This window comes from Bradyrhizobium sp. (assembly GCF_016462955.1).
Taxonomy (GTDB): domain Bacteria; phylum Pseudomonadota; class Alphaproteobacteria; order Rhizobiales; family Xanthobacteraceae; genus Bradyrhizobium.
Genome location: NZ_JAEMSD010000812.1, coordinates 1 through 1,996, shown reverse-complemented (window position 1 = coordinate 1,996; position 1,996 = coordinate 1). Strand labels below are relative to the sequence as shown.

Genomic DNA, 1,996 nt, shown 5'->3' with positions numbered 1-1,996 from the left:
ACGCTGAAGCAGCCGACCGCGAGGAGCTGATTGGCGCTCCCAAGCACTTCGTCGGTGATCTGGGTGCGCGAGCGGATGCCGAGCAGCGATACGCCCTCGAGCGCGCGCCGCAGATCCGCGCCGTCCAGCGCCTTGGGCAGCCGCTCGACATTGGTGAAACCGGCGCTCCTGAATAGGTCCAGGGCACTGTCGTTGACGCCTTCGAGCAGCAGCGCCTTCGCGCTTCGCTCGGGGCTTTGGCCTGAGGCGGACATCATGTCTCCAAAAATGGCGGCTTTGCCTGAGGCTCATAGACCGCCGAGGAGGGCCAGCACAATAGGGGCTGACACGGAGATGGCAGGCGAAGCCCTGCTTGGTATCCCAGCGGCTCCGCCTTCGTCTCAAATCACGTAAAAGCCGTGCGTGCCGTCGCGGCGGAGCTGCTCGACGAGGCCATATTCCCAATCGAGATAGGCTTGCATCGCCTTCTCCGCGACGTCGGTGCCTTCATAGGGCCGGCGGTAGCGGTGGGCCGGATCGGGCTTAGGCAGCACGTGCGGCGCGCCGATCTCCAGTGCGCCGTCATAGCCGCCTTCCAGAACATAAACCTCCCAGCCCATCTGCGCCAGCCACGACGCCGTCATGTCGGCACGCACGTCCCTGTCGTCGGTCAGGAGAATGCGCGCGCCTCGCACGGGTGCGCCCATGTCGGTCTCCTGGACCAGCTGGCCGCCGGGATAGTGACGAAAGCCCCGGATGTGGCCGGCGGCATAGTCTTCGGCGTCCCGCACGTCGAAGCGATAGAGCGTGCGATCGGTCTGCGCGAGCAGCGCCGCCATCTCGCGCGTGCCGATGTGGCGAACGCCCGCGCGATAGGCAACATCGCGCGCATTGGCAGGACCGCCCTCGAACGGTCCGATCGCGCCGCGCCTGTCGGCACCGTGGTCGAGCGCGTGCTTGGCCAGCGTCCAGCCGATGGTACCATTGCGCAGCGCGCGCACCCTGTTCGGCACGCCGGCATTGATCAGCGACTGGGTGCCGATGATGGAGCGGGTCCGGCCGGCGCAGTTGACGATGATGGTGGTCTCAGGATCGGGCGCGGCCTGCCCTGCCCGCAAGACCAGCTCGGCGCCGGGCACGCTCACCGAGCCCGGGATGTTCATGGTCGCATATTCGTCGAAACGGCGGACGTCGAGGATGGCGATGTTGGCCTTGTCCGCGATCAGCCTGGCCACTTCGTCGGCGCTGAGCGAGGGCGTGTGGCGACGCGACTCGACCAGCTCGCCGAACGCCTTGGAATAGGAATTGACGTCTTCGAACACCTCGAAGCCCGCATCGCGCCACGCCTTCAGCCCACCGTCGAGTGCGCTGACATTGGAGTAGCCAAGTGCAGCCAGACGTTCAGCGCCAGTCGCGACCAGCCCCTCGCCGTCATCATAGAGCACGATCGCAACGTCCTTGCGCGGTAGCCGCACCTCGGCCTCTGCCGCGATGCGATCAACCGCCATGTTGGCGGCGAACAGCGGATGGCCGGTGGCGAAGGCGGCCTCGTATCTGAGATCGAGCAGCGCAATTTCTTCGCGCAGCAGCAGGGCGCGGCGGATATCGGCGGGGCTGATGGTGGGAAGCTTCATGGCATGGACCCTGGGTAGGACAGGCCATGGGCTTTTGAACGATTGGGAGCGCGTTGGCTAGCCTTCTCGGCTTACTCGCCCGGAACGAGCCGCCCGAGCGGCGGCTGTGCGGGACGTCGCAACCTGCGGCGCGACAGATAGAGCAGGATTCCGGTAACCGAGAACAAGGGCATCAGGATCGCGGCAATCATGAACACCAGCTTGCCCGGCCATCCCAGGATTGCGCCGCGATGGATGTCGTAGATGGCCGCGATGATCTTCTCGCCAAAGGTCTTGTCGGCGTAGCGCTCGGCGGAGACCTTTTGCCCGGTGACGGCATCGATGCGGAATTCATCGCGCGTGGTCTCGAGCAAGGACGCCTTGCCCCACGACCGGATGCGGAT

General features: G+C 65.8%; 2 protein-coding genes and 1 pseudogene. All 3 read right to left on the bottom strand.

The genetic code is table 11. The features are described 5' to 3' along the window. A pseudogene (locus tag JHD07_RS38730) lies at positions 1–254 on the bottom strand (phosphoglycerate dehydrogenase); the annotation flags it as partial. Positions 255–380: 126 nt separating this feature from the next. Continuing rightward, positions 381–1,613, bottom strand: coding sequence for a rhodanese-like domain-containing protein (locus tag JHD07_RS38725; protein WP_291631812.1), 1,233 nt, complete (start codon positions 1,611–1,613; stop codon positions 381–383). Positions 1,614–1,684: 71 nt separating this feature from the next. Then, on the bottom strand, positions 1,685–1,996 hold a 312-nt coding region (locus JHD07_RS38720), incomplete at its 5' end, for a PepSY-associated TM helix domain-containing protein (protein WP_291631810.1).

What these genes read in the sequence shown, in the direction of transcription:
- JHD07_RS38725 (WP_291631812.1), bottom strand. Translation starts at nt 1,613, where the DNA reads ATGAAGCTTCCCACCATCAGCCCCGCCGATATCCGCCGCGCCCTGCTG.